The 25,261-nt window shown below is 68.6% G+C and carries 25 protein-coding genes and 1 pseudogene; 12 read left to right on the top strand and 14 right to left on the bottom strand.

What is annotated here, in order from left to right; translation table 11 throughout:
* The first annotated feature begins 56 nt into the window (after positions 1-56).
* From cysP to BM388_RS03405, 5 genes are all read left to right on the top strand, one after another.
* Positions 57-1,067 carry a thiosulfate ABC transporter substrate-binding protein CysP gene (gene cysP / locus BM388_RS03425; RefSeq protein ID WP_089847238.1) on the top strand — a complete coding sequence of 337 codons (1,011 nt, stop codon included), beginning with the start codon at positions 57-59 and terminating at the stop codon, positions 1,065-1,067.
* Positions 1,068-1,088: 21 nt separating this feature from the next.
* Complete coding sequence (gene cysT / locus BM388_RS03420; RefSeq protein ID WP_089847236.1) at positions 1,089-1,961, top strand: sulfate ABC transporter permease subunit CysT; 873 nt, start codon at positions 1,089-1,091, stop codon at positions 1,959-1,961.
* 1 nt (position 1,962) lies between these two features.
* Entirely contained in the window at positions 1,963-2,790 is an 828-nt protein-coding gene (gene cysW / locus BM388_RS03415; RefSeq protein WP_089847234.1) for a sulfate ABC transporter permease subunit CysW, read from the top strand.
* Positions 2,787-3,890, top strand: a complete 1,104-nt coding sequence (locus BM388_RS03410; protein ID WP_089847232.1) for a sulfate/molybdate ABC transporter ATP-binding protein — start codon at positions 2,787-2,789, stop codon at positions 3,888-3,890. Before cysW ends, BM388_RS03410 begins: the two co-directional genes overlap by 4 nt.
* Positions 3,891-3,984: 94 nt before the next feature.
* Complete coding sequence (locus BM388_RS03405) at positions 3,985-4,575, top strand: YajG family lipoprotein (protein ID WP_089847231.1); 591 nt, start codon at positions 3,985-3,987, stop codon at positions 4,573-4,575.
* Positions 4,576-4,612: 37 nt separating this feature from the next.
* Here BM388_RS03405 and BM388_RS03400 read toward each other — a convergent pair whose 3' ends face one another.
* From BM388_RS03400 to BM388_RS03390, 3 genes and pseudogenes are all read right to left on the bottom strand, one after another.
* The gene (locus tag BM388_RS03400; RefSeq protein WP_089847229.1) at positions 4,613-5,242 is read right to left on the bottom strand and encodes a thiopurine S-methyltransferase; all 630 of its coding nucleotides are present in this window, start codon (positions 5,240-5,242) and stop codon (positions 4,613-4,615) included.
* A gap of 2 nt (positions 5,243-5,244) precedes the next feature.
* Complete coding sequence (locus BM388_RS03395; protein ID WP_089847228.1) at positions 5,245-5,874, bottom strand: TIGR04211 family SH3 domain-containing protein; 630 nt, start codon at positions 5,872-5,874, stop codon at positions 5,245-5,247.
* A 315-nt stretch (positions 5,875-6,189) separates the two neighbouring features.
* Positions 6,190-7,313 (bottom strand): annotated as a pseudogene (locus BM388_RS03390) (ISAs1 family transposase).
* 219 nt (positions 7,314-7,532) lie between these two features.
* Between BM388_RS03390 and miaB the strand changes: the two are divergent.
* The 5 genes from miaB (at position 7,533) to lnt (ending at position 12,959) form a co-directional block, all read left to right on the top strand.
* Positions 7,533-8,876, top strand: coding sequence for a tRNA (N6-isopentenyl adenosine(37)-C2)-methylthiotransferase MiaB (gene miaB / locus BM388_RS03385; protein ID WP_089847226.1), 1,344 nt, complete (start codon positions 7,533-7,535; stop codon positions 8,874-8,876).
* Between the two features lie 75 nt (positions 8,877-8,951).
* Positions 8,952-10,055, top strand: a complete 1,104-nt coding sequence (locus BM388_RS03380; protein WP_089847224.1) for a PhoH family protein — start codon at positions 8,952-8,954, stop codon at positions 10,053-10,055.
* Entirely contained in the window at positions 10,052-10,576 is a 525-nt protein-coding gene (ybeY, locus tag BM388_RS03375; protein WP_089847222.1) for an rRNA maturation RNase YbeY, read from the top strand. Before BM388_RS03380 ends, ybeY begins: the two co-directional genes overlap by 4 nt.
* On the top strand, positions 10,573-11,442 hold the full coding sequence (locus BM388_RS03370; RefSeq protein WP_089847220.1) for a CorC family transporter: 870 nt from the start codon (positions 10,573-10,575) through the stop codon (positions 11,440-11,442). Before ybeY ends, BM388_RS03370 begins: the two co-directional genes overlap by 4 nt.
* A 26-nt stretch (positions 11,443-11,468) precedes the next feature.
* Positions 11,469-12,959 (top strand): apolipoprotein N-acyltransferase, encoded by a 1,491-nt coding sequence (gene lnt, locus BM388_RS03365; RefSeq protein WP_245781449.1) that lies wholly within the window; start codon positions 11,469-11,471, stop codon positions 12,957-12,959.
* Positions 12,960-13,062: 103 nt separating this feature from the next.
* Here lnt and phaC read toward each other — a convergent pair whose 3' ends face one another.
* The 5 genes from phaC to prmB all read right to left on the bottom strand — a co-directional run bounded on the left by phaC (position 13,063) and on the right by prmB (position 18,265).
* Positions 13,063-14,886, bottom strand: a complete 1,824-nt coding sequence (phaC, locus tag BM388_RS03360) for a class I poly(R)-hydroxyalkanoic acid synthase (RefSeq protein ID WP_089847216.1) — start codon at positions 14,884-14,886, stop codon at positions 13,063-13,065.
* A 241-nt stretch (positions 14,887-15,127) separates the two neighbouring features.
* Positions 15,128-15,565, bottom strand: coding sequence for a phasin family protein (locus BM388_RS03355; protein WP_089847214.1), 438 nt, complete (start codon positions 15,563-15,565; stop codon positions 15,128-15,130).
* Between the two features lie 132 nt (positions 15,566-15,697).
* Complete coding sequence (locus tag BM388_RS03350) at positions 15,698-16,120, bottom strand: hypothetical protein (RefSeq protein WP_139233889.1); 423 nt, start codon at positions 16,118-16,120, stop codon at positions 15,698-15,700.
* Positions 16,121-16,177: 57 nt separating this feature from the next.
* On the bottom strand, positions 16,178-17,263 hold the full coding sequence (aroC, locus tag BM388_RS03345) for a chorismate synthase (protein WP_089847213.1): 1,086 nt from the start codon (positions 17,261-17,263) through the stop codon (positions 16,178-16,180).
* Between the two features lie 45 nt (positions 17,264-17,308).
* Complete coding sequence (gene prmB / locus BM388_RS03340) at positions 17,309-18,265, bottom strand: 50S ribosomal protein L3 N(5)-glutamine methyltransferase (RefSeq protein WP_245781448.1); 957 nt, start codon at positions 18,263-18,265, stop codon at positions 17,309-17,311.
* A 118-nt stretch (positions 18,266-18,383) separates the two neighbouring features.
* Between prmB and BM388_RS03335 the strand changes: the two genes are divergently transcribed.
* The gene (locus BM388_RS03335; RefSeq protein ID WP_089847209.1) at positions 18,384-18,962 is read left to right on the top strand and encodes a Smr/MutS family protein; all 579 of its coding nucleotides are present in this window, start codon (positions 18,384-18,386) and stop codon (positions 18,960-18,962) included.
* Positions 18,963-18,998: 36 nt separating this feature from the next.
* Here the strand turns inward: BM388_RS03335 and BM388_RS03330 are convergent, their stop codons facing one another.
* From BM388_RS03330 to BM388_RS03320, 3 genes are read right to left on the bottom strand one after another with little or no spacing between them, the layout of a single operon-like run.
* A complete protein-coding gene (locus BM388_RS03330; RefSeq protein WP_089847207.1) occupies positions 18,999-20,123 on the bottom strand; it encodes a patatin-like phospholipase family protein in 1,125 nt (374 codons plus the stop codon).
* Positions 20,120-21,094, bottom strand: a complete 975-nt coding sequence (locus tag BM388_RS03325; protein WP_089847205.1) for an alpha/beta fold hydrolase — start codon at positions 21,092-21,094, stop codon at positions 20,120-20,122. The genes BM388_RS03330 and BM388_RS03325 overlap by 4 nt, the downstream gene beginning before the upstream one ends.
* The gene (locus BM388_RS03320; protein WP_089847203.1) at positions 21,091-21,906 is read right to left on the bottom strand and encodes an alpha/beta fold hydrolase; all 816 of its coding nucleotides are present in this window, start codon (positions 21,904-21,906) and stop codon (positions 21,091-21,093) included. Before BM388_RS03320 ends, BM388_RS03325 begins: the two co-directional genes overlap by 4 nt.
* Positions 21,907-22,129: 223 nt before the next feature.
* Here BM388_RS03320 and BM388_RS03315 point away from each other — a divergent pair, with 223 nt between their 5' ends.
* Positions 22,130-23,089 (top strand): AEC family transporter, encoded by a 960-nt coding sequence (locus BM388_RS03315; RefSeq protein WP_089847201.1) that lies wholly within the window; start codon positions 22,130-22,132, stop codon positions 23,087-23,089.
* A gap of 18 nt (positions 23,090-23,107) precedes the next feature.
* Here BM388_RS03315 and BM388_RS03310 read toward each other — a convergent pair whose 3' ends face one another.
* The 3 genes from BM388_RS03310 to BM388_RS03300 form a co-directional block, all read right to left on the bottom strand.
* Entirely contained in the window at positions 23,108-23,437 is a 330-nt protein-coding gene (locus tag BM388_RS03310) for an antibiotic biosynthesis monooxygenase family protein (protein ID WP_089847199.1), read from the bottom strand.
* Positions 23,438-23,617: 180 nt separating this feature from the next.
* The gene (gene sixA / locus BM388_RS03305; RefSeq protein ID WP_089847197.1) at positions 23,618-24,115 is read right to left on the bottom strand and encodes a phosphohistidine phosphatase SixA; all 498 of its coding nucleotides are present in this window, start codon (positions 24,113-24,115) and stop codon (positions 23,618-23,620) included.
* A complete protein-coding gene (locus BM388_RS03300) occupies positions 24,112-25,176 on the bottom strand; it encodes an NAD(P)H-dependent glycerol-3-phosphate dehydrogenase (RefSeq protein ID WP_089847195.1) in 1,065 nt (354 codons plus the stop codon). Before BM388_RS03300 ends, sixA begins: the two co-directional genes overlap by 4 nt.
* Between the last annotated feature and the right edge of the window lie 85 nt (positions 25,177-25,261).

The raw sequence follows: 25,261 nt of genomic DNA, 5'->3' as shown, positions 1-25,261 counted from the left end.
CCACTTGGCGCTGTTTACCTTAGCCCTCTAAGGAAACCGTCGCCCAAGGAGTCACCATGTCGCCGCTGCCCCTCTTCCGCCGCACCCTCGTCGCCTCCGCCATCGCCCTCGGCGTGGTGGCCCCGGTCATGGCCGAGGAGCGCGAACTGCTCAACTCCTCCTATGACATCGCCCGAGAGCTGTTCGCAACCGTCAACCCGGCCTTCAAGGATCACTGGGAAGCGAGCCACGACGACACCCTGAGCATCAAGCAGTCCCACGGCGGCTCCTCGGCCCAGGCCCGTGCGATCCTCCAGGGCCTGCGTGCCGACGTGGTCACCTACAACCAGGTCACTGACGTGCAGGTGCTGGCCGATGCCGGCCTGGTCGCCGAGGACTGGCAGCAGCGGCTGCCGAACAACGCCTCGCCCTACTACTCCACCACCGCCTTCCTGGTGCGCGAGGGCAATCCCGAGGGCATCGAGAGCTGGGACGACCTGGCCGCCGAGGGCGTCGAGCTGGTGTTCCCCAACCCCAAGACCTCCGGCAACGGCCGCTACACCTACCTCGCCGCCTGGGGCGCCGCCGAGCGCGCCTTCGACGGCGATGAGGAGCGGGTGACGACGTTCATGCGCGACTTCCTCGGCAACGTCAAGGTCTTCGACACCGGCGGCCGCGGCGCCACCACCAGCTTCATCGAGCGCGGCATCGGCGACGTGCTGATCAGCTTCGAGTCCGAGGTCAACAACATCCGCCAGGAGTACGGCAGCGACGACTACGAGGTGATCGTGCCGCCGGTCAGCATCCTGGCCGAGTTCCCGGTGGCCGTGGTCGAGGACAACGCCGAGCGCAACGGCACCCTGGAGCTCGCCCGCGACTATCTCGAGTTCCTCTACGCCGAGGAGACCCAGCGCCTGCTGGCCGGCTTCAACTACCGGGTGCATGACGAGGCCGTGGTGGCGGAGTTCGCCGACCAGTTCCCCGAGACCGAGCTCTTGAAGGTGGAAGACGTCTTCGGCGGCTGGGACGCGGCCATGGAGGCCCACTTCGAAAGCGGCGGCCGGCTCGACCAGCTGCAGCGCCGCTAGGCACGCCGCGGAGCCTTCGCCATGAGCCAACGCGCCGCCGGGTCCCGCCTGCCCCTGCCCTTCCCCGGCCGCACCCAGCGGGTGCTGCCGGGCTTCGGGCTCTCGCTCGGCATCAGCCTGACCTTCGTCTCGCTGGTGCTGCTGCTGCCGCTGACCGGCCTGGTGGGTCAGCTGGCCGGCCTGTCGCTCGGCGAGTACTGGGCCATCATCAGCGAGCCCCGGGTGGTGGCGAGCTATGCAATCACCCTCGGCGCCGCCGCGGTGGCGGCGCTGGTCAACGCCGCCTTCGGGCTGCTGCTGGCCTGGGTGCTGGTGCGCTACGACTTCCCCGGCAAGCGCGCGCTGGATGCGCTGATGGACCTGCCCTTCGCCCTGCCCACCGCGGTAGCCGGCATCACCCTGGCGACCCTCTACTCCAGCAACGGCTGGATGGGCCAGACGCTCGCCCCGCTGGGCCTGGAGGTGGCCTACACCTGGGTCGGTATCGCCCTGGCCATGGCCTTCACCAGCATCCCCTTCGTGGTGCGCACGGTGCAGCCGATCCTCGAGGACCTGCCCCACGAGATCGACGAGGCGGCGATGACCCTGGGCGCCCAGGACGGCGTCGCCTTCCGCCGGGTGATCCTGCCGCACCTGTGGCCGGCGCTGGTCACCGGCACCGGGCTCGCCTTCGTGCGCTCGCTGGGCGAGTTCGGTGCGGTGATCTTCATCGCCGGCAACATGCCCTACGAGACCGAGATCACCTCGCTGATGATCTTCGTCAAGCTGCAGGAGTACGACTACGTGGGCGCCTCGGCCATCGCCTCGGTGGTGCTCGCCACCTCGCTGGCGCTGCTGCTGGCCATCAACCTGTGGCAGGGACGCTTCATCCGTCGCCTGCACGGAGGCAACTGACATGCAACGCATCGGTGATGCGCCGGCCCTGCGCCGCCTGCTGATCGGCGCCGCCGTGGCGCTGTCGGCGCTGTTTCTGCTGCTGCCGCTGGTGGCGATCTTCGCCCAGGCCTTCTCCCAGGGCCTCGGTACCTTCTGGGTCAACGTGAGCGACACCTATACCCTGGCCGCCATCGGCCTGACGCTGTTCATCACCGCGCTGACCATTCCCATCAACCTGGTGTTCGGGGTGATGCTGGCCTGGCTGGTGACGCGCTTCGCCTTTCCCGGCCGGCGCCTGCTGCAGACCCTGATCGACATCCCCTTCGCCATCTCGCCGGTGGTGGCGGGCCTGGTCTACCTGCTGCTCTACGGGCGCAACGGCTGGCTCGGCGGCTGGCTCGACGCCCACGATATCCAGCTGATGTTCGCCTGGCCGGGCATCCTGATGGTCACCGTCTTCGTCACCTGCCCCTTCGTCGCCCGAGAACTGATCCCGCTGATGCAGGCTCAGGGCTCCCGCGAGGAGGAGGCGGCGGTGACACTGGGCGCCTCGGGCTTCACGCTGTTTCGCCGGGTCACCCTGCCCAACATCCGCTGGGCGCTGCTCTACGGCGTGATCCTGACCAATGCCCGGGCGGTGGGAGAGTTCGGCGCGGTCTCGGTGGTCTCCGGGGCGATCCGCGGCGAAACCAACACCCTGCCGCTGCACGTCGAGCTGCTGTATCAGGACTACAACACCGTGGGCGCCTTCGCCAGCGCCGCCCTGCTGGCGCTGATCGCCCTGTTCACCCTGGCCGCCAAGGCCGGCCTGGAGTGGCGCGCTGCGCGCCGGGAGGCCCTCGCATGAGCATTCGTCTCGAGAACATCGCCAAGCATTACGGGCCCCGCGCCCGCGCCCTCTCGCCGATCGACCTGGACATCCGCGAGGGGGAGCTGATCGGCCTGCTCGGCCCCTCGGGATCGGGCAAGACCACCCTGCTGCGCATCATGGCCGGCCTCGAGCAGCCCGACCCCGCGCCCGCCGGGCGCATCCAGTTCGGCGAGCGCGACGTGACCCGAGTGCACGTGCGCGACCGGCGCATCGGCTTCGTCTTCCAGCACTATGCGCTGTTCCGGCACATGAGCGTCTACGACAACGTGGCCTTCGGCCTGACGGTGCTGCCGCGCCGCGAGCGCCCCTCGTCCGGCGAGATTCGCGCCCGGGTGCACCGCCTGCTGGAGATGGTCCAGCTCGAGCAGCTGGCGACGCGCTACCCCGCCCAGCTCTCCGGCGGCCAGCAGCAGCGGGTCTCGCTGGCGCGCGCCCTGGCCCTGCGCCCGGAGGTGCTGCTGCTCGACGAACCCTTCGGGGCGCTGGACGCCAAGGTGCGCCAGGAGCTGAGGCGCTGGCTGCGCCATCTGCACGACGAGCTGGGCTTCACCAGCGTCTTCGTCACCCACGACCAGGAGGAGGCGCTGGAGCTCTCGGATCGCGTGGCGGTAATGAGCAACGGCCGCATCGAGCAGATCGATACCCCCGAGGCGCTCTATCGCGCGCCGGCCAACCGCTTCGTCTTCGAGTTCCTGGGCGATGTGAACCACCTCGAGGGCGAGGTGCGGGAGGGCGTGCTGACCTGCGGTGAGGCGCGCCTGGCGGTGGACATGCCCGACGGCGCGGCGGAGCTGCTGATGCGTCCCCACGAGCTGTCACTGGCACCGGCGCCGAGCGCCGAGGCGCACCTGCCGATGACCGTCACCGCCGTCTCGCCGGTGGGCGCCGAGGTGCGCGTGGAGCTCGCCGCCGACTGGCTCGCCGAGCCGTGGCTCGCCACGGTGCGCCACGCCGACTTCGAGCACCTGGCGCTGGCCCGCGGCAAGCGCCTCTATGCGCTGCCGCGCCGCTGGCACCGCTTCGACGACCAAGGCGCCCGCCCGGCCGCACGACCAAGGCTTGCCACCGCAGACTGATGAACTTCCACCACAGGCTGATGGGCCGCCCGCGGGGCGATATACTGGGGCTCCCGATCACTCATCGGGAGCCTTTTTCATCAGGAGTCTTGCCATGCAGCGTCGACGCGTCCTGGGGGCCTGTGCCCTGCTACTCACCGCCGGCTGGCTGGCCGGCTGCGCTAGCCCCCACTACCTGCAGCTCGATCCCCGCCGCACGGCCGGCGTACCCCAGACGGGCAGCGGCCAGGCCGTCACCGTGACCGCCGTGGACGGCCGCGACAGCGAGGTGCTCGGCACCCGCACCGGCAGCGCCATGTCCACGGCGGTGATCACCGTCAACGCCCACGAGCTGGTGCCCGAGCTCCAGGCCGAGGCCGAGCGCGCGGTGCGCGAGATGGGCTTCACCCCGACCACCGAGCGCGCCGAGGGGCGGCCCAGCCTGACGCTGACCCTCGAGCACCTGGGCTACGAGCGCGGCGAGAGTCGCCCCTTCATCGACGAGGCGCGGCTCGAGGCGGTGCTCGTCGCCGAGGCGATCAACGCCGGCACCACCTACACCGGCACCTATACCTCACGCCGCACCCAGGGCTACGCCCTGCGCCCCGACAAGGAGGCCAACACCCGGATGGTCAACGAGCTGCTCTCCGACGGCCTGGATCGCGCCTTCCGCGATCCCGAGCTCGGTCGCCTGCTGGCGCGCTGACCCAACGCCGCGGGCCGCCCCACACCGGTTCACCTGATCAGGTCAGCGGCCCGCGACGCTCCAGCGCCCAGACGCACTCGCGAAAGCCGCTGCCCGGCTCAGGCTCGCCGTCTTCCAGGTGGGTGACCCGAAAGTTGGGAGCGAAGAGCGCCCGCACCTCCTCGGCATCGACGCTGTAGGGCGGGCCGCCGGGATCCCGGGTCAGGCTGATCAGCAGCCCCCGACTCCCCGGCGGCAGCAGCTGCGCCAGGTGGAAGGCGTAGCGCTGGCGGGTGGCCTCGGGCAGCGCGATCAGCGCGGCCCGGTCGTAGAAGGCGCCGATCTCGGCCGCCTGCTCGATATGGAAGTGGAAGAAATCCCCGCACCACAGCTCCACGCTGCCCTGGCGGCAGACATCGAAGCCGTCCTGGTGATAACGGGTGATGTCTCCTCTGCCCTCGGCGACGAACTGCTCGATGGCCGTCTCGGCGAGCTCGATGCCCAGCACCGGGTGGTCGCGCCTCGCCAGCCAGCGCATGTCCAGGCTCTTGCCACACAGCGGCACCAGCACCTTGGTCCCGGCTCGCACCTCGAGGGCCGTCCAGTGACGGACCAGGGCCGGATGGGGGCGGTCACGATGGAAGCCGATGCGCCCCTCGTGCCAGCGCTTTAGCCAATCGTCCGCCATGCTCAGAACCAGCGGTCGCGCTTGCGACGACGACGCGGCAGGTGGGGCACGATCAGGCCGACCAGCAGGCCGGCCCCGGCCACGCCACCGCCATACATGAAGTAGCGCATCAGCAGGTCCTCCTCCTGAGTGTCCAGACGCGCCTGGAACTCCCGGATGGTGGCCCGCGACTGCTCGGTCTCCTCCTCGAGGGCCTGGTTGCGCGCCTCGAGCTCGTCGATGCGCGACTGGCGAAGTTCCAGGGTGTCGGTCATCGACGCCGTGCGCTTCTCCCAGGTCTCGTTGATGCCGGAGAGCTCCTCGGTCAACGCCTCGACCCTGTCCTCCAGGGCCGGCAGCCGCTGCTGGGCGCTGGGCTCGGCCTGGAGCTCGCTGCTGAGCACCCAGACGACATCGCCCTCGGCGTCCTCGACCCGGCTGTAGTCGCCGCTGGTCTCGAGCACGGTCACAGGCTCGCCGGCGGTCAGGGTGCCGATGATCCGGTAGCCGTCGGTGGGGCCGCTGCGCACGAAGGTAGTGAGTTCGTCCGACACCCAGGCGTCGGCATCGGCGGCCTCCTGGGCAGGAAGCGCGGGGGGCAGCGTCGCAAGCGCGACGCCGAGTGTCAGAATCTTGAGTCTGTGTATCGTCATGCCATCGTCCTGGCTGTCCAAGGCTCGCGTGTCGTTGCTCTGTCGTGACGCGTTCGCCGCGCCCGGACGTCCTTGCCGGGCGCGGCGGCGATGCGTGATTCGTGCGGACGGGTTACCCACAGCTGCTGTGGACAACCATCGGGAAAACCGCTGGAAACCCGCTGCAAGCCGGCGTGACCATCGTCTCCATCACATTCCGGTCATTTTCTGACCAGGCCGTGACCCGTGGCCGACGCCCGTCCTCGAAAGGCCCACAGAGTACCACAGTCGGGGCGTCCGACCGCGGGCAGGGCAATCGCATGTAGAGAAGGCTTCTCATTCCAAGCCAAGTAGATGAGCGCGGTAATCATCTGAACTGGCCGCAAGGATGCGTTTGGTCTTGAAGCTTCCCTTGCGTTTTATCGGATCCAAGCGAATCAGGTTCAGTGTCAACCGCTTGAGAATGGCCAGGTTGTGTCCGGCGTGCGACGTTCGTGCCCGCATCTGGTCATCGGCAAAGGTGACGTCCAGGCACCAGTGCACCTGATTCTCGATGCTCCAGTGCTGCCGAACCGCCTTGGCCAACTGCTCGGCGTTCGGCGCCAGGCTGCTGATGTAGTAACGGCGTTCACGCTCCGTCGTGCCTTGGCGCTCGCGTGTTGACTCGATGACGGCGAAGCTGCGCAGGTCCGGCCAGCGAGCCGGTTTCGGTAGACAGTCCAGTGCATCGAACACGTAGCAGCGTCGTGTCTCCAGGCGACCATGCGCCTTGCTGACCTCCTCCTTGAACTGATGCGGCGTCTGCGCTGCCGGTGTGGCACAAAATTGCTCGAAGAAGTCATCGATCGCTTCCTTGAGCTGGGGTTGGTTCTCCTTGATGGCCAGCACATAGTCGGCCCGACGGTTGCGGATGGCTTGCGCAATCGAAGGCTGAGTGCCCATGGCGTCGATGGTGACAATGCACCCTTCGAGCGCCAGGGTGGCCAGCAGATCCGGAATGGCGGTCTTCTCGTTCGATTTGGTGGCGGTCGCTTGTTGGCCGAGAATCACGCCAGCATCAGCGGCAAAGGCGCTGACGAGGTGCAAAGGGGCTTCGCAGGCCTTGGCCGAGCGCCGGCTGATCTTGCCGTCCAGCGCCACGACCTGAGGCGACACACTGGGCAGGACGCCGTCTATCCAGCGGCGGAAAGCCGCTTCGAACTCGTGTGGGTCCATCAGACCGAAGAGCCTGGCGAGGTGTCATGCGACGGGACCCCATTGGGCAAACTGAGGTATTGGCGGAGCCAGGGGAGCTTCTCCTGGGCCCACAGTTCGATCTCTTCAAACGTATCGGCGCCGACGAGGACACCGCAGACGGCGACGGTGAGCAGGTCTGGCAAGGGGTGCTGCACCTTGCTGGAATGACGCGGATCGGTAACGCTGGCGAAGATGTCCAGGATCGGCATGGCAGTCTGGGGCATCGCATCCTCCGGCCAAATGCCCCAGCTATACCGAATCACTCTTTATGATTCAATTGCGAACGAATCTCGACGTGCGATTGCCCTGCGACCGCGGGGCCACGCTGGCCCCGATGCCGGGCGCTGCGTATAATGTGCGGCCTTGTCTCGGGTGGCCACCCGGCCATCTCCCCATGTCCATCCAACGGTGTCCCGTCGCGCCAGCTGCCGCGACCTACTCTTATGGCGAAGAAACTCTTCATCAAGACGCACGGCTGCCAGATGAACGAGTACGATTCCGCGCGCATGGCGGATCTGCTCGGCGAATCCCATCAGCTCGAGCTCACCGACGACGAGCGCGATGCCGACGTCATCCTGCTCAACACCTGCTCCATTCGCGAGAAGGCCCAGGAGAAGGTCTTCCACCAGCTCGGCCGCTGGAAGAAGCTCAAGGAGGCCAACCCGGAGCTGGTGATCGGCGTGGGCGGCTGCGTGGCAAGCCAAGAGGGCGAGGCCCTGCGCAAGCGTGCCCCCCATGTCGACATGGTGTTCGGCCCGCAGACCCTGCATCGGGTGCCGGGCATGCTCGACGCGCGCCGCGACGACCAGATCTCGGTGGTCGACGTCACCTTCCCCGAGGTCGAGAAGTTCGACCACCTGCCCAAGCCAAGCTCCGACGGGGCCACCGCCTTCGTCTCGGTGATGGAAGGCTGCTCCAAGTACTGCACCTTCTGCGTGGTGCCCTATACCCGCGGCGAGGAGGTCTCGCGCCCCTTCGAGGCGGTGATGGACGAGGTCATCCACTTGGCCGACCAGGGGGTGCGCGAGATCAACCTGCTGGGGCAGAACGTCAACGCCTACCGCGGTGAGAACCAGCTCGGCGACGAGATCGACCTGGCCGAGCTGATCGCCTGCGTGGCCGCCGTCGAGGGCATCGACCGCATACGCTTCACCACCTCGCACCCGGTGGAGTTCTCCGACAGCCTGATCGAGGCCTACGCCGAGATCCCGGAGCTGGTCAGCCACCTCCACCTGCCGGTGCAGGCGGGCTCGGACCGGGTGCTCGCCGCCATGAAGCGCGGCCACACGGTGGAGGAGTACGTCGAGAAGATGGAGCGCATCCGCGCGCTGCGCCCCGACATCAGCTTCTCCTCGGACTTCATCATCGGCTTTCCCGGCGAGACCGAGGAGGACTTCGAGTCGACCATGGACCTGATCCATCGCATCGGCTTCGATCACTCCTTCAGCTTCGTCTACTCGGCGCGCCCCGGCACCCCGGCGGCGGGGCTCGAGGACGACACCCCGGAGAGCGTCAAGAAGCAGCGCCTGGCGATCCTCCAGGAACGCATCATCCAGCAGACCATGCAGATCAGCCGGCGCATGGTGGGCACCACCCAGCGCATCCTGGTCACCGGCTTCTCGCCCCGCGATCCGGGCCAGCTCTCGGGACGCACCGAGAACAACCGCGTGGTCAACTTCCGCGCCGCCAATCCCTTCGAGCTGATCGGCTACTTCGTCGACGTCGAAATCAACGAGGCGCTGCCCAACTCCCTGCGCGGCGAGCTGATCTCTCCCGAGCGCTTCTGATAGTCAGCGATTGCCCCGGCCGGCGCCGGGGCAGTAAGCTGAGAGACACATCCACAACGCAGGGATCATCCAGTCTTGAGCCAGCCATCTTCTCAGGCCAATCGCATCATCACCCTGAACCTGGAACCCAACGATCCTCGCCGCCTGGCCAACCTCTGCGGCCAGCGCGACGAGCACTTGAAGCTGGTCGAGGCACGGCTCGGCATCACCCTGCGCAATCGGGGCAACATCTTCCAGCTCGCCGGGCCAGCGAGTCGCGTCAAGGCCGCCGCCAACGTGCTGGAGCACCTCTATCGGGAGACCGAGGCCAGCGACCTCGAGCCCGATACGGTGCACCTCTTCCTGCAGGAGTCCGGCCTCGAGGCGCTGGACGAGGAGGAGGGCGATGAGGCCGACGACGAGGTGCTGCTGCGCACCCCGCGCACGCTGATCAAGCCCCGCGGCCTCAACCAGCAGAGTTACGTCTCGAGCATCCGTGCCCACGACATCAACTTCGGCATCGGGCCGGCCGGCACCGGCAAGACCTACCTGGCCGTGGCCGCCGCGGTGGAGGCGCTCAACCAGCAGGAGGTGCGCCGCATCCTGCTGGTGCGCCCGGCCGTGGAGGCTGGCGAGAAGCTCGGCTTCCTGCCCGGCGACCTGGCCCAGAAGATCGATCCCTACCTGCGCCCGCTCTACGACGCCCTCTACGAGATGATCGGCTTCGAGCAGGTGGCCAAGCTGATCGAGCGCCAGGTGATCGAGATCGCCCCGCTGGCCTACATGCGCGGGCGCACCCTGAACAACGCCTTCATCATCCTCGATGAGAGCCAGAACACCACCCGCGAGCAGATGAAGATGTTCCTGACGCGCATTGGCTTCGGCTCCACGGCGGTGATCACCGGTGACGTGACTCAGGTGGACCTGCCCCGCGGCCAGACCTCGGGGCTGATCCAGGTGCTCGACGTACTCAAGGACACCCCGGGGATCGGCGTGACACACTTCGCCGCCAAGGACGTCGTACGCCATCCGCTGGTCCAGCGCATCATCGAGGCCTACGACCACTTCGAGGCCGGCGAGGAAGCCGCCGAACGCGAACGCCGGGAACAGCGCGAGGCGCGCCGCGAGGCCCAGGCCGAGGAACGCCATGCGCGCCTGCGCCAGGCCCAGGGCTCCGACGATGCCGGAGAGCCCGCATGACCGGCGAACCTCCTCCACTCGTCGTCGATCGCCAGGTGGCCCTCGCGGCCGAGGCCCTGCCCGGCCAGGCCGATCTCGAGGCCTGGGTGGCGGCGGTGCTTGCCCGCCATCCCGATGAGACGCGCCTTGAACTGACCGTGCGCTTCGTCGACGCCGAGGAGAGCCAGGCCCTGAACCGCGACTATCGCGGCAAGGATCGGCCCACCAACGTGCTCTCCTTCCCCTTCGAGAGCCCGCCCGGCATCGAGCTGCCGCTGCTCGGCGACCTGGTGATCTGCCATCCGGTGGTGGTTCGGGAGGCCGGCGAGCAGGACAAGCCGACGCACCCTCACTACGCTCACATGGTGATCCACGGCACCCTGCACCTGCTGGGCTACGATCACCTCGACGACGCCGAGGCCGAGATCATGGAGGCCCTCGAGCGCGAGATCCTGGCATCGCTGGGAATCGCCGATCCGTATCTCACCCCCAGCCCTCCGCACCGCGATACCGACAACGAGGACGAGAGAGCCGACGCATGAGCGAAGACCGATCGAGTAGCCAGGGCAACAGGTCCTGGCTCGATAAGTTGTTCAGTGCCCTGTCCAACGACAGCGACGAACCCAGCTCCCGCGGCGAGTTGCTGGCGTTCCTCCGCCAGGCGGGCTCCCGCCTGAAGCTCGACCAGGACGCCATGATGATCATCGAGGGCGCCCTGAGCATCAGCGACCAGCAGGTGCGCGAGGTGCTGATCCCCCGCTCGCAGATCACCGCGATCGCCCTCGACCAGCCCCTCGACGAGTACCTGCCGGTGATACTGGAGACCGGCCACTCCCGCTATCCGGTGATCGGCGAGAACCTCGACGAGATCAAGGGCATCCTGCTGGCCAAGGACCTGCTGCCGCTGCTGCGCGGCGGCCAGGAGAACGGCCGCCCCTTCCAGCTCGACGAGGTGCTGCGCCCGGCGATGTTCGTGCCCGAGTCCAAGCGCCTCAACAGCCTGCTCAAGGAGTTCCAGGACACCCGTAACCACATGGCCGTGGTGGTGGACGAGTACGGCGGCACGGCGGGTATCGTCACCATCGAGGACATCCTCGAGGAGATCGTCGGCGAGATCGAGGACGAGCACGACATCGACGAGGAGATCGATATCCGCGAGCTGGGCGAGGCGCGCTATGCGATTCGCGCCCTGACGCCCATCGAGGACTTCAACGAGCGCTTCGGCACCGAGTTCTCCGATGACGACTTCGATACCCTCGGGGGCCTCGTGATGCAGCGCTTCGGCCACCTGCCGGGACGCGGCGAGCACACCGAGCTCAGCGGCTGGCGCTTCACCGTGCTCAACGCCGATAACCGACGCATCCGCCTGCTCGAGGCAGCCCCCTGCGAGGAGAACACCGAGGAGTGACTCGCCCACTTCCATGGATGGATACGATGGCTGACGTTCGCCTGTCCCCGGCCCTGGGCTGCCTGCTGGCCCTGGTGGCCGGGGGGTTCACCACCCTCAGCACCGCCCCCTTCTCGCTCTGGTGGCTGGGCCCGGTCGCCGCCGGCCTGGTCTATCTCGGACTGACCGCCCTGACGCCTCGTCAGGCCGCGCTGCGCGGCCTCTGCTACGGCATCGGCCTGTTCGGCTCCGGGGCCTCTTGGGTCTATGTCTCGATCCACGACTATGGCTACACCGGGGTGCCCCTGGCGCTGCTGCTGACGGCACTGTTCGTCGTCGGCCTGGCGCTGTTCTTCGCCGTCACCCTGTGGGGCTATCGCCGCCTGTGCGGGCCGCGGTTCGCCGCGCTGACCTTCGCCGGCGCCTGGGTGCTTGGCGAGTGGCTGCGCACCTGGCTCTTCACCGGCTTCCCCTGGCTGCTGCTGGGCAGCGCCCAGGTCGATTCGCCGCTGGCGCCCTGGGCCCCGGTGGGAGGCGTTTACCTCCTGTCGCTGATCACCGCCCTCACCGGCAGCCTGGCCGTCGAGCTGCTACGCCGCCGCTGGTGGGCCGCCGCCCCGCTCGCCGTGATCTGGCTGGTGCCGCTGACCCTGCCGAGCCAGTGGACGACGTCCCAGGGTGACCCTGTGCGCGTCGCGCTGCTGCAGGGCAACCTGCCCCAGCTGATCAAGTGGCGCCCCGAGGGGCAGCGCCGTGCCATCGATACCTACCTGGACCTGACCCGCGGCCTCTACGACGACATCGACCTGGTGATCTGGCCCGAGGCCGCGCTGCCGATGTTCGAGGATCAGGCCGAGCCGATCCTCGAGCGCGCCCACGCCGCCCTGCCGGCGGGCAGCGAGCTCTTGACCGGCATCCTGCAGCGCGATGAGCAAGGCCGCTACTACAACAGCGTGGTCGGCCGCGGCGACGTGGCGGGGGCGTATCGCAAGGCGCATCTGGTGCCTTTCGGCGAGTATCTGCCGCTGGAGAGCCTCCTGCGCGGCGCCATCGCCTTCTTCGACCTGCCCGCCCCGGCCATGACGCCGGGCCCGGACGGGCAGGCACCGATGCGGGTCGGTAGCCTGGTCATCGGCAACGCCATCTGCTACGAGATCATCTACGCCGATCTGGTGGCCGCACAGGCCCGGGAGGCGGGCGTGCTGCTGACGGTCTCCAACGACACCTGGTTCGGCGCCTCGATCGGGCCGCTGCAGCACCTGCAGATGGCGCGCCTGCGCGCCCTGGAGAACGGCCGCCCGGTGATCCGCGCCACCAGCAACGGCGTGACCGCGCTGATCGACGCCCAGGGCCGGGTCACCGCCCAGGCCCCCCAGTTCGAGACCACCGTGCTCGAGGGCGAGGTCACGGCCACCGAGGGGCTCACGCCCTTCACCCGCACCGGCAGCTGGCCCGCCTGGCTGCTCGCGGCCCTGTTGGTGCTGCCGGGGATTCAGCGCCGAGCGACGAGCACCGAGCGCCAAGCGGGACGGCGCTGAGCTTACAGCGTCAGCGTCCCCTCCCCAACGCAAGAACCCCATCGAGCCGACGCTCGATGGGGTTCTCTCTTTTCTGGCCGCTCGGCGCTTGGCCGCCTGGCGCTTACGCGTCGCCCAGCACCTCGGGAATGGTCATGCGCACGTAGCGCCCCGGGGCCGGCTCGAGGATATCGAGCTCGCCGTCCCCGGGCTGGCGCGCCGGCACCAGCTTCTCGGCATCCACATAGCCGTTCTCGGTCATCCACGCTTGCCAGTGCGGCCACCAGGAGCCCTCGTGCTGCTGGGCGCCCTCGAGCCACGCCTCGGCACTGTCAGGCAAGGCGTCGTTGGTCCAGTAGCCGTACTTGTTCTTGCTCGGCGGGTTGACGATCCCGGCGATATGCCCGGAGCCACCCAGCACGAAGGTCACCGGCCCCTTGGGCAACAGCGCGCCGTAGTAGCTGCTGTTCCACTTGGCGATGTGATCCTCGCGAGTGGAGATGAAGTAGCTCGGCGTGGAGATCTTGCGCAGGTCGATCTTGACCCCGTCGAGCTCGATCCCGCCGGGCTGCACCAGCCGATTCTCCATGTACATGTGGCGCAGGTACCAGGCGTGGGTGCCGGCCGGCAGGTTGGTCCCGTCGGTGTTCCAGTAGAGCAGGTCGAACGGCGCCGGAGCGTCACCCTTCAGGTAGTTGTTGATGTAGAAGGACCAGAAGAGGTCGTTCTCACGCAGCAGGTTGAAGGAGTAAGCCATGACGCGACCGTCGAGGTAGCCGTCGCGCTCGAGCTTGGCCTCGATGCCCTCGAGCACCGGCTCGCTGAGGAAGACACCGATCTCGCCGGGGTCGCGGAAGTCCTGCAGGGTGGCCATGTAAGTCACCGACTTGACCTTGCGACCGCGGCGCGTGCTGGTCAGGTAGGCCACGGTAGAGGCGGTCAGGGTCCCGCCGATGCAGTAGCTCAGCAGGTTGACCGACTTCTCGCCGGTGGCCTGCTCGATGGCGCCCATGGCGTCGATGGGCCCCAGCTGCATGTAGTCGGCCCAGGTCAGGTCACGCTGCTCGGGCCCCGGGTTGCGCCAGGAGATCAGGAACACGGTGTGGCCCTGCTCCACCAACCAGCGCACCAGGGAGTTGTCCTGGCGCAGGTCGAGGATGTAGTACTTGTTGATCCAGGGCGGCACTATCAGCAGCGGCGTCTTGTAGGCCTGCTCGGTGGTCGGCGTGTACTGGATCAGCTGAATCAGCTCGTTCTCATAGACCACCGCACCCGGCGTGACGGCGATGTTCTCGCCGATAGCGAAGGCGTTGCGATCGGTCATGGTGACGTTGAGGCCCTCGGCGGAGTTGGCCAGGTCCTCGCGCAGGCGGGCGAGTCCCTCGACCAGGTTCTGGCCACGGGTCTCCTGGGTCTTGCGCATCACCTCGGGGTTGGTGGTCACGAAGTTGGTCGGCGCCATGGCATTGACCAGCTGGCGCGCATAGAAGCCGAGGTTGCGCTTCTGGTCGGCCGAGAGGCCGTCCAGGCGCTCGATCAGATCCTCCACCAGGCGCGAGAACAGCAGGTACTGCTGCATGATCGCCAGGTAGTAGGGATCCTCGCGCCAGGCGTCGTCCTTGAAGCGGCGATCCCCCCGGGCCGGGGTGACCAGCGGCTCGACGTCCTCGCCGGCCAGCCGGCGCAGCGACTGCTGCCACAGCTGGGCCTGGTCCTGGAGCAGCCGCGACTGGGTCTGCCACAGCAGGGGCGGGTTGCGCATCAGCGACTCGGCGCCGGCCTGGAAGCTGCGCCGCATGTCCTCATGGACCGATTCCGCGGCGTCGCTGGGCACCATGCGCGCCAGCAGATCCTGCATCAAGGCCCGATATTCCTCGCCGATCGCCGAGAGCTGGGCGTTCCACGCCTCCAGCTCGGCCGGTGTCGGTGCTTGCACCCCTGCTTGCATTGCCCACTCCTGTTGTTCATCGCGAACGTTCATATCGACCGTTGATAACGCCCCGTGCATGTCGGCCACACACGGTGCCGGCCTGGGGGTCGACCCGGCTGCTTACAAACCGACGCCTCGCGACGCGCAAGGCACGGCCCGAAAGACTGACCAGACCGACCGTCCAGATCGACTGGCCAGAACGCCTGGCACCGACACCCGCGGGACGGATATCGGTGCGCGGTGGTGACGATCTAGGAAATCAGCGCTTGCGCGACGAGGACTGGCTGGTCGCCTTGGCGGGCTGCTCCGACGGGGTGCCACCCTCCTTGGCCGCCTGGCCAGCCTTCTCGGCCTGTTCGGCGAGCTGCTTGCCGGACTCGGCGTAGAGCTTCTCCAGCTCGGCCTTGAACTCCAGGCTCATCTCGCTCATGGCCTTGGCGTCCTCGAGCATCTGCTGAGAGAGCTCGTTCATCATCTCGGCCTGGCGGGCACCGAAGTCGCGCACGCTCTCGGCGTCGCTGAGCTCACCGGCATCGCGCATGCGTTCGGTGCCCATCTGGCTGTAGCGCTTCATGGACTCCATCTGATACTGCGTCATCTTCTCCATGTTGTTCAGCATCAGAGAATTGAGCTTGCGCATCGGTTCGAAGAACTGACGGGTCTGCTCGTTGAATGTCTCGATCATCTTGTCCTGCATGTCGAATCCCTCCTGGCGGCTCGATAACGAACGACTTGTTGCACTGCACAAAGCCTAGTCTGCCACTCCGAGGCTTGCAACCGGATAACGGCGCCCCCCGGCGAAGGTCGAAGAGTGGCGCAAGACCGGCCCTCAGCTCTCGCGCTTGCCGCGCGAGCGGGCACTCGCCGTGGAAGCGCGGGAACCGCTGGCGGACGACTTCTCGGAGGACTGGGTCTTCTTCGTGGAGGACGAGGCGTCGCCCGAGGAGGCCTCGCCGGACGCGCCGCCGCCGGAGGAGCTGGCCGCGGCCTTGGAGAGCATGTCGAGTATCATCTGCTGGTAGTTGCCGAAGCTCGAGAGGCCCTGGGAGAGCCCCTGCGTCAAGTTCTGCGACAGCCCCTGCTGCTGCAGGAAGGGCTGCATCAGGCTCATCGGGTCGTACCCCTCGACGCCCGACTCCATCTGCTTCTGGATCCGGTCGAGCAGATCCTTCTGGAAGGCCTCCACGTCGGGCAGGCCCAGCGCCTGACGAAACTCCTCGGGGGTCAGGTCGAATTCGACGTTGATCTTCATGGCGTCACTCTTGTGGGTGGACGCCTGAAGTGTAGCAGCCATGCCGCCCGGAACGGCTCAACGCAAGCGGGGGGTCGAGACGTTCACCTCGGCGTTCTGGCCGCGCTGGCGCAGCAGGTGATCCATCAGGGTCAGCGCCATCATCGCCTCGGCGATGGGCGTGGCGCGAATGCCCACGCAGGGGTCGTGGCGGCCCTTGGTGACGATCTCCACCGGCTGGCCATGAACGTCGATGGATCGCCCGGGCGTGGTGATGCTGGAGGTGGGCTTCAAGGCCAGGTGGGCGATGATCGCCTGGCCGCTGGAGATGCCACCCAGCACGCCGCCGGCATGGTTGGAGAGAAAGCCTTCAGGGGTCATCTCGTCGCGGTGCTCACTGCCGCGGCTTGCCACCGAGGCGAAGCCGTCGCCGATCTCCACGCCCTTCACCGCGTTGATGCTCATCAGGCCGTGGGCCAGCTCCGCGTCCAGGCGATCGAAGACCGGCTCCCCCAGGCCCGGGGGAACGCCTTCGGCCACCACGCTGATCTTCGCCCCTACCGAGTCCTGGTCGCGGCGCAGCTGATCCATGTAGGCCTCGAGCTCCGGCACCCGCTCGGGGTCGGGACAGAAGAACGGATTCTCGTCCACCGCCTCCCACTGCTTGAAGTCGATGGCGATCGGGCCGAGCTGGCTCATGTAGCCGCGAATGACGATGCCCTGTGCGGCCAGGTACTTCTTGGCGATGGCCCCGGCCGCCACCCGCATGGCGGTCTCCCGCGCGCTCGAGCGCCCGCCGCCGCGGTAGTCGCGGATGCCGTACTTGTGGTGATAGCTGTAGTCGGCGTGGGCCGGCCGGAACTGGTCCTTGATCTTCGAGTAGTCGGTGGAGCGCTGGTCGGTGTTCTCGATCAAAAGGCCGATGGAGGTGCCGGTGGTCACGCCTTCGAAGACCCCGGAGAGGATGCGCACCCGGTCGGCCTCGCGACGCTGGGTGGTGTGGCGAGAGCTGCCGGGGCGGCGACGGTCCAGGTCATGCTGCAGGTCCTCCTCACTGAGCAGCAGGCCCGGCGGGCAGCCATCGACGATGGCCCCCAGCGCCGGGCCGTGGCTCTCGCCGAAGGTGGTGACGGTGAACAGCTTGCCGAAGGTGTTACCGGACATTAGCGCTCCTCCTGGGGTCGGGAGAGATGGGGCGAGAGAGATGGATCAGGCGAAGGACGCCGCATGGGCGTCGAGTTCGGCGGCGGTCAGGGCGAATACACCCTGGCCGCCGCGCTCGAATTCCAGCCACAGGAAGGGCACCTCGGGGAAGACCGCCTCCAGGTGGTGATCCGAGTTGCCGACCTCGATGATCAGCACGCCGTCGTCGCTCAGGTGGTCGCGGGCCTCGCGCAGGATACGCCGGACGATGTCCAGGCCGTCCTGGCCCGCCCCCAGCGCCAGCGCCGGCTCGTGGCGGAACTCGGCGGGCATGGTCGTCAGGTCGCGGCTGTCCACGTAGGGCGGATTGGAGACGATCAGTTCAAAGCGACGGCCCTCGAGGCCCGCGAAGAGGTCGGACTCCACGGCGCGCACCCGCTCCCCCACGTCGTGGCGGGTAATGTTCTGGCGCGCCACCGCCAGGGCCTCGGGGCTGATGTCGGCCAGGTCGACCTCGCAGGTCGGCAGATGCAGCGCCGTGGCGATGCCGATGCAGCCCGAGCCGGTACACAGGTCGAGCACCCGGGCGGGCGGCTCGTCGGGGAACCAGGCGGCGAAGCCGTGCTCGATCAGCTCGGCGACGGGCGAGCGCGGGATCAGCACCCGCTCGTCGACGCTGAACGGAACACCGGCGAAGAAGGCCTCGCCCAGCAGGTAGGGCAGCGGCCGGCGCGTCTCGATGCGCGCCCGCACCAGCGCCACGATGCGCGAGCGCTCCATGGGCAGCAGCCGTGCCTCGAGCACCGCCGGGTCGACGTTCCAGGGCAGGTGCAGGGCACCCAGGGTCAGCGCCACGGCCTCATCCCAGGCGGAGGCGGTGCCGTGGCCGTAATGCAGGCCGGCCAGGTGGAACTCGCTGGCGGCCCAGCGCAGGCAGTCGCGCAGGGTGATCAGGCCTTCGCTCAAGGCCTCGTCGCTCAGCACGAGGGTGGACGTAGACGCGTCGGGGAGAGATTCGGCCACGGGACTTCCTGATGTCGAGGGGTTCGGGAATAAAGACGCCAGATTGTAACCGGGCCCGCGGTTCACAGCCACGGCTGGGGCGGTATACTGGCGGCTCGCTCCTTCACCCGATGGTCCCATGAGTCGAGATCGCCACGTCCCGGACGACGACGAGATCAACGCCTTCCGCCAGGCCCTGCGCGAGGCCGGCGTGCGCCCCATCGCCAGCAACCGGGCCGATCCCGGTCGCCGGCGCCGTGGGGATGCCGCCGCGGCCGAGCGGCGGGCGGCCGCCACCACGGTGGCCGACGAGCTCGCCGGCGGCGGGCGCACCTCGGATGGTCGGGTGGAACCGGTACGGCCCTCGGAGTTCCTCGACTTCGCCCTCCCCGACCTGCCCTGGCGCACGCGCCAGCAGCTCAAGCGCGGGCGCCTCGGCTGGGAGGCGGGGCTCGACCTGCACGGCCACACCCTGGAGGAAGCGCGGGAAGAACTCGAAGCCTTCCTACGCGATGCCGGCGACCGCCGGCGACGCTGCGTGCTGGTGGTGCACGGCAAGGCCTGGGGCAGCACCCGCGACTACCCGGTGATCAAGAGCCACGTGAACGCCTGGCTGCGGGAGTGGCCCAGCGTGCTGGCCTTCTGCTCGGCCACCACGGTCGACGGCGGTACCGGGGCGGTCTACGTGCTGCTGCGCCGGCGCGGCAGCGAGGCCTGAGCGGCTAACCGCCGGCCGGCGACGCGGCACGGCGCCTCAGGACGGCGCCTTCTCCTTCCCTGCTTCTTCTCCCGTGTCTTCGCCCGCGTCCTCTGCCGTCTCCTCGCCCACCGGCTCGACGACGATCGCCTGATCCCCCCAGCCCGGATGGGAGAGCCCCTCGAAGCGGTCCAGCGCGTCCACGGCGAGATGGCGGCCGAGGCTGATCAGCGCCTCGGCGCGGTGAAACTCGTAGGCGCCACACACCGTCTTGGGCACCTCGATCAGCACGTCCGGCGGATAGCCCGCCACCTTGTACTTGGCCAGCGCCGCCTGAGTGATGTCGAAGGAGGCCAGCACCATGTCCAGGCGCCCCCACTCCCGGCGATCACGCTCCATGGCCTCCTCCACCCGACTCTTCTTGACTCCGTCGGCGGACTCGTGGCCGTTGCCGAAACCGTCGAACAGCCGCCGGGCAGCGCCGCGCACCCCATCGATCCAGCTGGCGAAGTCGACGCCGCCGGCATCGCGGGCCTCCTCCCTGGCCTGCTCCTGGGCGGCCTCGTGGGGGGGCAGCAGCTCCTCGAGGCTCACCGGCCGGGGGCTGTGGGCGGTGACGTTGACCGCCATCACGAAATCCGCCTGGGCCGACACCGTGGGGATGATCGGCAGCGGATTGAGTAGCCCGCCGTCGACCAGCACCTGGTCGCCGCGATGCACCGGGGTGATCACCCCGGGCACGGCGATGGAGGCGCGGATCGCCTCGAGCAGCGAGCCGCTCTGGAACCACACCTCGCGCTGGCGGGTCAGGTCGGTGGCGACGGTGGTCACGTCGATATTCAGGTCCTCGATGCGTATATCGTCGACCAGGCTCTCGAGCTTGCTCATCACCTTGTTGGCGCGCATGGCGCCCATCGGGCTCCAGGTGACGTCGACCAGCCGCAGCACGTCGAAGTAGTCGAGCTGGCAGACCCAGTCGCGGTAGGCGGCGAGCTTGCCCGCCGCGTAGACCCCGCCGACCAGGGCGCCCATGGAGCAGCCCGAGATCGCCACCACGCGGTAGCCGCGGGCCTCGAGCTCCTCGATCACCCCGATGTGGGCGTAGCCGCGCGCCCCGCCGCTGCCGAGCACCAGGGCGACCGTCTTGTCCCGGGGGCTTGTGACCTGCTGCTGTCGATTCATGATCCGTCCTCCCTCTCGTGCCTGCGCTCTTGCGTTCGCTCAGAGGAGGCATGCCAGTCGGCGATGACCCTCGCCACCTCCCCCGCGGTCGCCGGCTCCAGATGCAGGTGATGCCCGCCCGGCAGCACACGGCGCGAGAGGTTCGCCACCGCGGCTCGAGCCCAGCGTGCCCGCGGCCGGTCGCCGAGGATGCCGGTCGCCCCCTCCACCAGCAGCACCGGCGCGCGCAGCGCGCAGAGCATGGCGGAGAGTTGCTCGGGGCACAGCCGCACCGGTGAGGGGCGCAGCAGGCGTGCATCGGTGCGCAGGCGGACGCGACCGCCGGGCAGCTCCTCGAGGTTGCGAAGCATCAGCGGGCGTGCCGTCTCGGCATCGATGGGCGTCGCCCCGCCGGCGACTCGCGCCGCCACCGCGGCCTCATTATCAGGATAGCTCGGTGCTCGGGAGCCAGAAGCGCTCGATGTCCGGGCGCCTGAAAGGCTCGGCGCCCGGGAGCGAGCGCGCCGCTCGGCAAGCAGCGCCTTGCGCAGCTGGGCAGGGGCGTCGTCGGCCACCGTGGTCAGCGCGCCGAGGCCATCGATCAGCACCAGCGTCTCGACCCGTTCGGGCAGTGCGGCCGCCGCCAGGCAGGCCACCCCGGCGCCCATGGAGTGGGCCAGCAGGGTCAGCCGCGAGAGGCCGAGCTCGTCGCCGGCATCGAGCAGGTCGTGGACGTAGTCCCATAGCGCATAGCCGCCGTCGTGGTGCGCCGACTGGCCGTGGCCTGCGAAGTCGAGGGCCACCACGCGAATCCCGAGGCGCTCGACCAGGCGTGGAGCCAGGCGCGAGAAGCTCGCGGCGTTGTCCAGCCAGCCGTGCAGGGCGAGCCAGGAGGGGGCCTCGGGATCGCCCCAGGCCAGGGCGGCCAGGCGCCCATCGGCCAGGCGCAGGCGCTGGGGCTGAGACTCGGACTGACAATGAGGCTCGCTCATGAGGGCCGCCCGATCAGCTCGTCGATCATCGCCACCAGGGTCGTGCGGGTCTCCTCGGGAACCTCCATGGGGAACATGTGCCCCCCCGAGACCTCGGCGACGCGCACCCCGCGGCGGCGCAGCCGGCGCCGGCGGTGGGGGGTGAGCACCCGGGAGTCGCGGCCGGCCAGCACGCCGAGGGGGACCTGGACCCGCGCCGGCAGGTCATCCAGGTGGTCGGGCAGGTGGCGAAAGATCTGCACCTCGATGTCGGGGTCGTAGACCAGCACCACCCGGCCGTCGTCGAGTTCCCGGGTGCCACCGTCCACGTAGTCGTGAAGGGCCTGGTCGGTGAAGCCGCGAAAGAGCCCGCGGCTGCGCAGGTAGTGCGTCATGGCATCCCGGCTGGGCCAGCTGTCGCGTCGCCCCAGGGTACGGCCGGCCGGGGTGACGCGATCGGCCAGGCCGAGCCGCTTGACGGCCTTCATGACCACGGCGTCCAGGCCAAGCATCAGCGGCGGGTCGAGCATCGCCACGCCGCAAAAGCGCTCGGGGGCGCGCTCGGCGGCCATGGCCATGAGCACCCCGCCCATGGAGTGTCCGACGCCGATAACCGGCCCAGACAGCTCGGCGAGGTGCTCGAGGAGTTCGTCGCGCAGGGCCAGCCAGTTGTGCCCCACCGGGAAATCGGGATGATGGCCGAGGCGATCCAGCGGATGCACATCGAAGCGCTCGGCCAGCGGCGACAGGAAGCTGCGATAGCTCTGCCCCGGGAAGCCGTTGGCGTGGGCGAAGACGAGGGGAGGACGCGAGGTCTGGTCGATTCGGCTCATGAAGGCTCCTTCTGGGGGCAGCCGGCCGGTGCCCTTCTGGCGATAGCAGGCTAACGGGATTACCATGTTTCGCCAAGTCGTCCTTTGGCGGCAACCCCACCGAGAGGAGCTTACCGTGGCCGATTCCCGAAAGCCCACACGCGATACCCGCGCCCGCAACCGGGTGTTCTTCATCACCGTGATCACCGCTGTGATCGTCGGCCTGTGGCTGGCGCGCTAGGCCATGGGGCTTTCGGCGCTCTTCCTGCAGACCCTCGAGATCACCCTGCCGGTCTTCGCCATGGTGTTCATCGGCCTGGGGCTGAAGCGCGCCCGCTGGATCGATCCCGGTTTCGTCTCCACCGCCTCCCAGCTGGTGTTCAAGGCGACCCTGCCGACGCTGGTCTTTCTCAGCATCATCCGCGCCGACCTCGAAGCCAGCCTCGACCCGGCCCTGCTCGGCTTCTACGCCCTGGCGACGCTCGCTAGCGTCCTTTTCTGCTGGGGATGGGCGAGCCTGCGGGTGCCCTACCGGGAGCGCGGCGTCTATATCCAGGGGGCCTTTCGCGGCAACTGCGGCATCGTCGGCCTGGCGCTCGCCGCGGGCATGTACGGCGACGTCGGCCTCTCCACCGGCAGCCTGCTGCTGGGAGTGGTGATCCTGACCTACAACGCCTGCTCGGTGATCGTGCTGGTCGCCTATCAGCAGGATCGGCAGCAAGAGCAGCGCGCCGACTGGCGCAGCATGCTGCGCCATATCGTTACCAACCCGTTGATCCTCGCGGTGGCGGCGGCGGTGCCGGTGGCGGCATCCGGCTGGTCGCTGCCCGGCTGGCTGGCCACCTCCGGCGACTACTTCGCCTCGCTGACCCTGCCGCTGGCGCTGATCTGCATCGGCGCCACGCTCTCGTTCGGCGAGGTGCGTCACTCCGGTCGCCTGGCGCTCGGCGCCAGCCTGCTGAAGATGGTCACCTTGCCCGCGCTCACCACCGGCGCCGCCTGGCTGGTCGGCTTCGAGGGCCCGGCGCTCGGCGTGATGTTCCTTTTCTTCTCAAGCCCCACCGCCGCCGCCGCGTTCGTGATGGCCAAGGCGATGGGCGCCAACGCGGCGCTCACCGCCAATATCGTCGCCCTGACCACGCTGATGGCGAGCCTGACGATCACCCTAGGCGCCTTCGGCCTGACCGCCGCCGGGGTGATGTAAGGGCGATCCAGGCTCCGCTCAGCGGTCGGCGACGGTGCCGCGCGCCTCGGTGCCCTCGACCACCTCGAACTGCTCAATGCCGCCGCCCTCGGCGGTGGCCTCGGGTGGCAGAGGATCGGCGTGGGCGCGCTTGAAGTCGTCGCTGCCGACCCAGGCGCGAAAGGCCGCCTGACTCTCCCACTCAGTCTCCACTACGTAGGGCGCCTGGTTGCCCTGGGGGCGCAGCACACGCATGGCGACGAAGCCCGGCTGGGTGTCGATCTGCCCGGCCCGGGCGCGAAAGCGCGCCTCGAACGCCTCCTCGAAGCCCGGGTTCACGTGGATGCGGTTATTGACGATATAGCTCATCTCGTTTCCTCAATGCTCTCTTGCCAGCCGAACGACGCGCTTCCCGGGGACAAGCCTCCTCGAGGGCGCTGTGAACCCGTCCTTGGGCGCTACTTTTGCCATCCATGGCAAAAGACCCTCGCTCCGCCTTGTACCCGGCGCTCGTCTCGCCGACAGATGCCTGCCCAGTGAGCAGAATGCTCAGTCAAGGAGATCGGCAGGCGTGGTGAAGCATGCCAGACGGGCACACCCCGCCGCGCGCACCTCGGCCGTGAGTTCGGCCACGGCGGCCGTGGCGAAGCCGGGGCCGCGCTCGGCCCGCCCCTCCACCAGCAGCCCGGTGAGCGCGGCGACCAGCGGCATGTGGCTGACCAGCATCAGCGGGCGATCGTCGGCCTCGTCGAGCAGCCAGTCGATCACCGCCCCGGGCGCGTCGTCGGGGGTGATCAGCGCCAGGGTCTCGACCTCGAGTCCCAGCGGCTCAGCGATGCGCTGGGCGCTCTGGCGGGCCCGCACATAGGGGCTCGCCACCAGGCGCAGGCGCGTCGCGTCGAGATCCGTGCGCGAGGCGAGCCAGCGGCCCATGCGCTCGGCCTCGCGCTCGCCACGCGCGGTGAGGACGCGCTCGGCATCCGGCGCGCCGGGCGCGGCCTCGCCGTGGCGCATGATCAGCAAGCGCTGGTCTCTTGTTGCGGTCATGCCGCCCCTCCGCCGTCGCGACGATCCTGCTGAACGTCGGAGCGCGGCAGCACGAACTCCACGTCACTGCTCTGCTCGCCCTGCATCAGCAGCCGCGCCATCTCCCGGGCCGGCACGCCCGCGAAGAGCACCTGATAGAGGCCTTCGGCGAGCGGCATGTAGACGCCGTCCTCGCGCGCCTTGTCGCGCACCAGGCGCACGGTGTTGACGCCCTCGGCCACCTGGCCCAGGGCCTCCACGGCCTCCTCGAGGGTCTTGCCCTCACCCAGGGCCTGGCCCACGCGATAGTTACGGGAAAGCGCCGAGGAGCAGGTAACGATCAGGTCGCCGACGCCGGCCAGCCCCAGGAAGGTCATGGGGTTGGCGCCCTGGTTCACGGCGAAGCGGCTCATCTCGGCCAGCGCCCGGGTCATCAGCATGCTGCGAGTGTTCTCGCCCATGCCCAGCGCCGCCGCCATGCCCGCAGCGATGGCGTAAATGTTCTTCAGCGCGCCGCCCAGCTCCACACCGAATCGGTCGTTGCTGGCATAGACCCGGAAGTAGTCGCAGCCCAGCGCCGTCTGCACGCGTGTGCGGGTCTCGGCGTCGTCACTGGCGATCACCGTGGCGGTGAGCTGCTTCTGGGCGACCTCCGAGGCGAGGTTCGGCCCCGAGATCACGCCGATGTGGGGAAAGCCGGTCTCCTCCTCGAGGAGCTCGCTCATCAGCTTGAAGCCCTCCTCCTGGATGCCCTTGGTGGTGCTGACCAGTATCTGACGCGCGTCGAGCCAGGGGCGCGCCTGGCGCACCACCTCGCGGAAGGCCTTGGAGGGAATCGACACCAGCACCAGGCCGGCGCCCTCGAGCACCTCGTCCATGGCGGTGGAGGCCACCACCGCTGGGTTGATGGCGTAGTCGGGCAGGTAACGGCCGTTGCGGTGTTCGCGGTTGATCTGCGCCGCCAGATCGGGGTCGCGTAGCCACTGGCGCACCTCGGCCCCGTTGTCGGCGGCGATGCTCGCAAGCGCCGTGCCGAAGCTGCCGCCGCCGAGCACCGCCACGCGCATGGGTTGGTCTGACATGATCGCCCCGGGAAACTGAATGGATGGGGAGATTGTAACGAAAAAACGCCCCGTAAAGGGGCGTGTCAGGGAGCCTTGAGGGGGC

Source organism: Halomonas saccharevitans (assembly GCF_900116405.1).
GTDB classification, from domain to species: Bacteria; Pseudomonadota; Gammaproteobacteria; order Pseudomonadales; family Halomonadaceae; genus Halomonas; species Halomonas saccharevitans.
The sequence above is the reverse complement of the archived record's forward strand: the minus strand, read 5'-3'. Positions and strand labels throughout refer to the sequence as shown.

What these genes read in the sequence shown, in the direction of transcription:
- sixA (WP_089847197.1), bottom strand. Translation starts at nt 24,115, where the DNA reads ATGACCGCAACAAGAGACCAGCGCTTGCTGATCATGCGCCACGGCGAG.
- cysT (WP_089847236.1), top strand. Translation starts at nt 1,089, where the DNA reads ATGAGCCAACGCGCCGCCGGGTCCCGCCTGCCCCTGCCCTTCCCCGGC.
- BM388_RS03335 (WP_089847209.1), top strand. Translation starts at nt 18,384, where the DNA reads ATGAGTCGAGATCGCCACGTCCCGGACGACGACGAGATCAACGCCTTC.
- miaB (WP_089847226.1), top strand. Translation starts at nt 7,533, where the DNA reads ATGGCGAAGAAACTCTTCATCAAGACGCACGGCTGCCAGATGAACGAG.
- cysW (WP_089847234.1), top strand. Translation starts at nt 1,963, where the DNA reads ATGCAACGCATCGGTGATGCGCCGGCCCTGCGCCGCCTGCTGATCGGC.
- phaC (WP_089847216.1), bottom strand. Translation starts at nt 14,886, where the DNA reads ATGCAAGCAGGGGTGCAAGCACCGACACCGGCCGAGCTGGAGGCGTGG.
- BM388_RS03320 (WP_089847203.1), bottom strand. Translation starts at nt 21,906, where the DNA reads ATGAGCCGAATCGACCAGACCTCGCGTCCTCCCCTCGTCTTCGCCCAC.
- BM388_RS03315 (WP_089847201.1), top strand. Translation starts at nt 22,130, where the DNA reads ATGGGGCTTTCGGCGCTCTTCCTGCAGACCCTCGAGATCACCCTGCCG.
- ybeY (WP_089847222.1), top strand. Translation starts at nt 10,052, where the DNA reads ATGACCGGCGAACCTCCTCCACTCGTCGTCGATCGCCAGGTGGCCCTC.
- aroC (WP_089847213.1), bottom strand. Translation starts at nt 17,263, where the DNA reads ATGTCCGGTAACACCTTCGGCAAGCTGTTCACCGTCACCACCTTCGGC.
- lnt (WP_245781449.1), top strand. Translation starts at nt 11,469, where the DNA reads ATGGCTGACGTTCGCCTGTCCCCGGCCCTGGGCTGCCTGCTGGCCCTG.
- BM388_RS03310 (WP_089847199.1), bottom strand. Translation starts at nt 23,437, where the DNA reads ATGAGCTATATCGTCAATAACCGCATCCACGTGAACCCGGGCTTCGAG.
- BM388_RS03410 (WP_089847232.1), top strand. Translation starts at nt 2,787, where the DNA reads ATGAGCATTCGTCTCGAGAACATCGCCAAGCATTACGGGCCCCGCGCC.
- BM388_RS03405 (WP_089847231.1), top strand. Translation starts at nt 3,985, where the DNA reads ATGCAGCGTCGACGCGTCCTGGGGGCCTGTGCCCTGCTACTCACCGCC.
- BM388_RS03330 (WP_089847207.1), bottom strand. Translation starts at nt 20,123, where the DNA reads ATGAATCGACAGCAGCAGGTCACAAGCCCCCGGGACAAGACGGTCGCC.
- BM388_RS03395 (WP_089847228.1), bottom strand. Translation starts at nt 5,874, where the DNA reads ATGACGATACACAGACTCAAGATTCTGACACTCGGCGTCGCGCTTGCG.
- BM388_RS03370 (WP_089847220.1), top strand. Translation starts at nt 10,573, where the DNA reads ATGAGCGAAGACCGATCGAGTAGCCAGGGCAACAGGTCCTGGCTCGAT.
- BM388_RS03300 (WP_089847195.1), bottom strand. Translation starts at nt 25,176, where the DNA reads ATGTCAGACCAACCCATGCGCGTGGCGGTGCTCGGCGGCGGCAGCTTC.
- BM388_RS03350 (WP_139233889.1), bottom strand. Translation starts at nt 16,120, where the DNA reads ATGAAGATCAACGTCGAATTCGACCTGACCCCCGAGGAGTTTCGTCAG.
- cysP (WP_089847238.1), top strand. Translation starts at nt 57, where the DNA reads ATGTCGCCGCTGCCCCTCTTCCGCCGCACCCTCGTCGCCTCCGCCATC.
- BM388_RS03325 (WP_089847205.1), bottom strand. Translation starts at nt 21,094, where the DNA reads ATGAGCGAGCCTCATTGTCAGTCCGAGTCTCAGCCCCAGCGCCTGCGC.
- BM388_RS03355 (WP_089847214.1), bottom strand. Translation starts at nt 15,565, where the DNA reads ATGCAGGACAAGATGATCGAGACATTCAACGAGCAGACCCGTCAGTTC.
- BM388_RS03400 (WP_089847229.1), bottom strand. Translation starts at nt 5,242, where the DNA reads ATGGCGGACGATTGGCTAAAGCGCTGGCACGAGGGGCGCATCGGCTTC.